General features: G+C 73.4%; 5 protein-coding genes. 2 read left to right on the forward strand and 3 right to left on the reverse strand.

What is annotated here, in order from left to right:
* Window positions 1-6: 6 nt before the first annotated feature.
* The gene (locus ACFWJ8_RS18180; protein ID WP_378814181.1) at window positions 7-1,215 is read right to left on the reverse strand and encodes an MFS transporter; all 1,209 of its coding nucleotides are present in this window, start codon (window positions 1,213-1,215) and stop codon (window positions 7-9) included.
* A 53-nt stretch (window positions 1,216-1,268) separates the two neighbouring features.
* Here ACFWJ8_RS18180 and ACFWJ8_RS18185 point away from each other — a divergent pair, with 53 nt between their 5' ends.
* The gene (locus tag ACFWJ8_RS18185) at window positions 1,269-1,586 is read left to right on the forward strand and encodes an ArsR/SmtB family transcription factor (protein WP_378814183.1); all 318 of its coding nucleotides are present in this window, start codon (window positions 1,269-1,271) and stop codon (window positions 1,584-1,586) included.
* Window positions 1,587-1,588: 2 nt separating this feature from the next.
* Here the strand turns inward: ACFWJ8_RS18185 and ACFWJ8_RS18190 are convergent, their stop codons facing one another.
* Window positions 1,589-2,992, reverse strand: a complete 1,404-nt coding sequence (locus ACFWJ8_RS18190) for an NAD(P)/FAD-dependent oxidoreductase (RefSeq protein ID WP_378814185.1) — start codon at window positions 2,990-2,992, stop codon at window positions 1,589-1,591.
* A gap of 87 nt (window positions 2,993-3,079) precedes the next feature.
* Entirely contained in the window at window positions 3,080-4,612 is a 1,533-nt protein-coding gene (locus ACFWJ8_RS18195) for a PucR family transcriptional regulator (RefSeq protein WP_378814187.1), read from the reverse strand.
* A gap of 92 nt (window positions 4,613-4,704) precedes the next feature.
* Here ACFWJ8_RS18195 and gabT point away from each other — a divergent pair, with 92 nt between their 5' ends.
* Entirely contained in the window at window positions 4,705-6,066 is a 1,362-nt protein-coding gene (gene gabT, locus ACFWJ8_RS18200; RefSeq protein WP_378814189.1) for a 4-aminobutyrate--2-oxoglutarate transaminase, read from the forward strand.
* Window positions 6,067-6,157: the final 91 nt, after the last annotated feature.

The raw sequence follows: 6,157 nt of genomic DNA on the forward strand, positions 1-6,157 counted from the left end.
CTGGCGTCAGGCCGCGGTGCGCGACACGTCGGAGAGGGCCGGTCGCGGGGTGCGGCGGCGGTACGCGACGAGGAACAGGGCGATCGCGCCGGCGGTCGCCATCGCCCCGGCCACCGGGATGAGCGCCGCGCCGCCGACGGCCTCTGCGGCGTTGCCCAGGGGTGGGGCGATCGCGATTCCGAGGTACATCGCGGTCGAGAACCACGACATCGTGAAGCCGGCCGATGCGGGGGCCAGCGACACCAGGCGATGCTGGATCGGGATGGTGATCGCGAACGCGGCGGCGCCCCACACCGCGAAGACGACGATCAGCCCCGCGTACGAACCTTCCAGGGGAGCGATGGCGATGAGGCACACGAGCTGCACCGCCAGCGCCCCGACGGCGGCGGTGCGGCTGCCGAGTCGATCGGTGAGCGCGCCCGCCAGCGCGTTGCCCACGACGCCCGCCGCGCCGTAGACGAGCAGCAAGGTGGCCAACTGCACCCCCGAGCCGCCCGTGGCTGGTGCCGACACGGCGGCGCTGAAGATGTACACGATGTTGAAAGCGGCCACCGTGAGTACGACGGCACCCAGCGTGAGCACGACGCGGGCGTCGGCGAGCGGCGCGAAGCGGGCGCGCAGTGTTCCGGCACCGCCGCCCGCGGGCAGGCGGAAAGCCGTGAAGAGCGGCACTGCCCACAGCAGGCCCGCGACAGCGAGGATCGCGAGGGGCGCGCGCCACCCGACCGCGCTCCCGAGGGCGGTGCCGACGGGGGCGCCCAGCGCGGTCGCGAGCGTGAAGCCCGCGCCGACGATCGCGAGCGAGCGGCCCCGGCGTTCGGCCGGCCCGAGCTGCGCGGCCACCGCGGTGGCGGTCGGCACGAGCGCCGCACCGCCGAGCGCCGCGACGATGCGCCCGATGGTGAACCACTCGACGCCGGTGGCGACGGCCGTGATCGCCGCACCGGCGGCGAACAGCAGGGCGCCGCTCGCCATGAGCACCCGCTGCGGCACGCGCGGCAGCAGCACCGCGATGGCCGGCGCGGCGAGTGCGACCACGAGCGCGTAGGCGGTCACGGTGTAGCTCACCGCACCCTCGGTGGTGTGCAGGGAGCCGGCGATGCGGGGGAGCAGGCCCGCGATGACGAAGGCGTTGGTGCCCACCAGGAAGGTCGCACCGGCGAGTGCGATGAGCCGGCCGAGGGTTCCGCGGTACGATTGTTCGATCGTCGTCATACGGTCACCGTAGAGCATTGTTCGATGATCGTCAAACAATAGTGGAGGATGCTGTGCCCGCCGACGCCGTCGACCCGTACCCGGTGCCCGCCATCGACGAGGTCGATCTGGTCAGCGTGCTGCGCGCGGTGGCCGATCCGGCGCGGCTGTCGATCGTGCGCGTGCTCGCCGACGGCGAGCCGCACTCGAAGGGATACGACGTGTGGGGGCTCGACATCCAGAAGTCGACCCTGTCGCACCATTTCAAGACGCTTCGCGAGGCGGGTCTCACGCGCACCATCGTGAGCGGCCGCACCCACGCGATCCAGCTGCGCCGTGCCGAGCTCGACGTGCGGTTCCCGGGTCTCATCGAGGCGCTCGTGCGCGAGTGAGGTCAGTGGCGCCCCGCGACCCGGTCCGCCACGTGGGCGGGCCACGCGGTGCGTGACGAACGACCGGATGCCTCGGCCCGGTCGGCCATCCGGTACGCGGTGTAGATCGCGTTCACGGCGGTCCACCGCAGCGGCTCGATCTCCCAGCGCTTCGCCCGGTGGCCGACCCAGGGGAGCCTCGTCAGCTCGGTGTCGCGCTCGAGCACGAGGTCGGCCAGCGTGCGGCCGGCGAGGTTCGTCGCGGTCACGCCCGTGCCGACGAAGCCGCCCGCCCAGCCGAGACCCGTTGTGCGATCGTGCACGACGGCCGCCGACCAGTCGCGGGGGACGCCCAGCACCCCGGCCCAGGCGTGTGCGACCGGGATGCCGGCGGCATCCGGGAAGAAGTCGCGCAGCAGGCGCGTCAGCGACGAGATCGTGCGTCGCTGGGTCGAGCCGTCGGTGTCGACGCGCGACCCGTACCGGTACGGAACTCCCCGTCCGCCGAACGCGATGCGGTCGTCGGCGGTGCGCTGCGCATACATGTACACGTGGGCGAAGTCGCCCAGGGTCTCGTGGGAGCCCCAGCCGACGGCATCCCAGAAGCCTGCCGGAAGCGGGTCTGTCACGATCATCGACGAGTTCATCGGCAGCCAGGCGCGGTGCTCGCCGCGGAGGTCGGCGGTGAACCCCTCGGTGGCGCGCAGCACGTGGGTGGCGCTCACGGTGCCGCGGTCGGTGACGGCGCGGCCCGGAGCGATCTCGGTCACGCGGGTCTGCTCGTGGATCGTGACGCCCAGCCGCTGAACGGCGCCGGCGAGGCCGCGCACGAGCTTGGCGGGGTGCACGCGCGCACAGTGGGGGTGCCAGACGGCGCCGAGCGCGCCGGCGATGCGGATCCGGGATGCCGCGCCCCCGGCATCCATCAGCTCCACGTCGGTGCGGGGCCAGTCCTGCTCGGCCGCGGCGAACGCCTGCAGCCGGGCGAGCTGCGCGGGCGTGCGGGCGACCTCGAACTCGCCGCCCTTCACGATGTCGGCCTCGATGCCCTCGCGCAGGGCGACCGCGATCACCTCGTCCACGCTGTCGTTGAGCGCGCGCTGCTGCGCGATCGCCGCGTCGCGTCCGTGCGTGGCGGCGTAGCCCTCGCGGCCGCCCGTGACCGAGTTCGTGAGCCAGCCGCCGTTGCGGCCCGACGCGCCGAAGCCGGCGAAGCGCTGCTCGAGCACGACGATCCGCAGGTCCGGCTGTGCGCGCTTCAGGTAGTACGCGGTCCACAGGCCCGTGTAACCGGCGCCGACGATCGCGACATCGGCGTCCAGGTCTGCGGGCAGCGGCGCGCGGGGCGCGGGCGCGCCGCCGAGGCTCCGCCACCACCACGACACCTCGCCGTTCGGGACAGGGTCGACGGGGGTCGGCTCGCTCATGCGCTCATCCTGCCGTGCGGGTCGCTCGGCGTCCTCTGCCGATGTGTCGCGAAGTCCGCAGCGGCCGGACCGACTGACCGCGTCGGATCAGGCGTCGAGCGCGCGCAGCGCCGCCCACAGCTCGGCGCGCGTCGCGAACGACGACAGGTCGCGCCCGAGCACGCGCTCGACGAGCGCCAGCCGGGTGCGCACCGTGTGGCGGTGCACGCCGAGCGCCTGGGCGGTGGCCTCGTGCGAGCAGTCCTCGTCGAGCCAGACCTGCAGCGTCTCGACGAGGTGTGTGCCCTGCGAGGTGTCGTGCTCGTACAGCGGGGCCAGTTCCGCGCGTGCGAGCGAGCGCGCCTCGTCGGTGAACGCCGACAGCACCCCCGCGCGCGACACGTCCGCGAAGGCGGTGATCGCGCCCAGGCCGCGGTCGCGGGCGACGCGGGCCTGGCCCACCGCGGCGGCGAAGCCGTCGTAGCCGGCGGGATCCGACAGGCCGATCCGCAGCTCGAACCGTTCGGCGAGGTCACGCAGCGCCGACAGGTCGCCGGCGGGAACGACGAGCACGAGGCCGTCGTCGGTGCGTCCGAAGAACAGGGCGCCGCGCCGCTCGTCGGCCCACAGCTCCAGCAGCTCGGCGATGCCGTCGACGCGTGCGGAGGCGGCATCCGTCAGTCCCACCGTCACCGGCGCGGGCGGAAGCGGCCCCCACAGCTCACGCGACGTGCGCCGTGCAAGCGCCGGGTCGCCGGCCAGGAGGGACTGCACGAGCCCCGCCCGCAGCGCGCTCCGGGCGCGCACGAGTCCCTGCTGCTGCTCGAGCGCGAGCCCCGCCATCGCGATGACGGACGTCACGACGACGCGGCCCTCCTGGTCGAGGTCTCCTGCGGCGATCGCGATGACGCCGCGCAGGTGGCCGCCGCGTCCCAGGGTCTGCAGCGTGAAAGGGGTGTCGTCGATGCGCAGCGACGAACCCGCGCGGGCGCCGCGGTGCAGCACCGCGGTGACCTCGCGCTGCAGAGCCGCGGCGGTCTCGGGATCAAGCCCGCCCAGCGGGTGCTCCCGCGCCGGCTCGCCGGCCGCGTCGAACATGCCCACCCACGTGTCGAGCTGCTTGGCGAGCTCGGCGACGGTGGCGCCGAGGCCGTCGGGTCGCAGCGCCGCGAGCGCGATCGCCCGCTGGGCCGCGAGTGCCCAGCTGCGCCGGGCGTACGCCTCGGCGGCGATCGCCTCGGCGTTCGCGCGCGCGACGGCGATGAAGGGCGTGCGGTACGGCACCTCGAAGAGCGGCATCCGCTCGTCACGGCACACGTCGATGAGGGCGGGAGGGATGCCGTCACGCACCACCTCGGTGCCGAACCCGAGGCCGACCACCCCGCGCGCGGCCAGCCGGTGCACATACGCGCGGTAGAGCTCCGACGCGTCCGCGCCGTCGCCGCCGGGGAACTGCGTGCCCGTGGTCAGCAGCACGAGACCCTCCGAGAGGAAGGGCGTGGGGTCGGCGAGGTCGGAGCTGTGGACCCACCGGATCGCACGGTCGAGCGCGGCCGGCTCGACGTCGTCGACGGCCAGGGTCAGCTGCAGATCGCGGCGGGCGAGGAGTGCGCGCAGCGTGGGGGCGTCGTCGGCGTCCATGTGTCCCGAGTGTACGGGTCGTACAGCCGCCCGGACAGAATGTACGTGACGGCGGGTGCGAGCGGCCGGAGCGGCGACATACGCTCCCGAGCATGAGCAGCGCAGCCGACACTCTTACCGCAACGCCCCTCGGCGGCCCGACCCTGCCCCAGGAGCGCCGTCTCGTCACCAGCATCCCCGGTCCCCGATCGCAGGAGCTGCTGGACCGCAAGGCCGACGCCGTCGCCGCCGGCGTGGGGCACACCGCGCCCGTGCAGGCCGTGGCCGCCGGCGGCGGGGTCATCGTCGACGCGGACGGCAACTCGCTCATCGACCTCGGGTCGGGCATCGCGGTCACCACGATCGGCAACGCGCACCCCAAGGTCGTCAAGGCCGTGCAGGAGCAGGTCGCGCAGTTCACCCACACGTGCTTCATGATCGCGCCGTACGACTCGTACGTCACCGTCGCCGAGGCCCTCAACCGCATCACGCCGGGCGACCACGCCAAGAAGAGCGCCCTGTTCAACTCGGGCGCCGAGGCCGTCGAGAACGCCGTCAAGATCGCCCGCAAGTACACCGGCAAGCAGGCCGTCGTCGCGTTCGACCACGGCTACCACGGCCGCACCAACCTCACGATGGCGCTCACCGCCAAGGCGATGCCCTACAAGAGCGGCTTCGGCCCGTTCGCGTCGGAGATCTACCGCGCGCCGCTGTCGTACCCGTACCGCGACGGCCTCGACGGCGGCCTCGCCGCCAAGAAGGCCATCTCGATGATCGAGAAGCAGGTCGGCGCCGACAACCTCGCCGCGGTCATCATCGAGCCCATCCAGGGCGAGGGCGGCTTCATCGTCCCCGCCGACGGGTTCCTTCCCGCGATCGTCGAGTGGTGCCGCGCCAACGACGTGGTGTTCATCGCCGACGAGATCCAGACCGGCTTCGCCCGCACCGGCCGCATGTTCGCGAGCGAGGTGTTCGGCATCGTCCCCGACCTCATCACGACCGCCAAGGGCATCGCCGGCGGCCTGCCGCTGGCGGCCGTGACCGGTCGCGCCGAGATCATGGACGCCTCGCACGCGGGCGGCCTGGGCGGCACCTACGGCGGCAACCCGATCGCGTGCGCCGCCGCGGTGGCCGCGATCGACGTGTTCGAGAACGACGGCATGCTCGAGCGCGCCCGCGAGATCGAGGCGATCCTCAAGGGCCGCCTCGGCGCGCTGCAGGCCGCCGACCCGCGTGTCGGCGACGTGCGCGGCCACGGCGCGATGATCGCGGCCGAGTTCGTCGACCCCGCGACGGGAGAGCCGGATGCCGCGCTCACCGCCGCGGTCGCGAAGGCGTCCATCGCACAGGGCGTCATCGTGCTCACGTGCGGCACCTACGGGAACGTGATCCGTTTCCTGCCGCCGCTGTCGATCACCGACGACCTGCTCCACGAGGGCCTGGACGTCGTCGCAGCAGCGCTTGCGGCATCCTGACCCCGATTCCGTCTGACAGCAACCGATCCTCCGGATCGACTCCCGCGGGGGCCCCACCCGCCGCCGCGGGTCCCCCAGCCCACGCCAAAAA

Origin of the sequence: Microbacterium sp. NPDC058389 (assembly GCF_042722305.1) — a bacterium.
GTDB lineage: Bacteria > Actinomycetota > Actinomycetes > Actinomycetales > Microbacteriaceae > Microbacterium.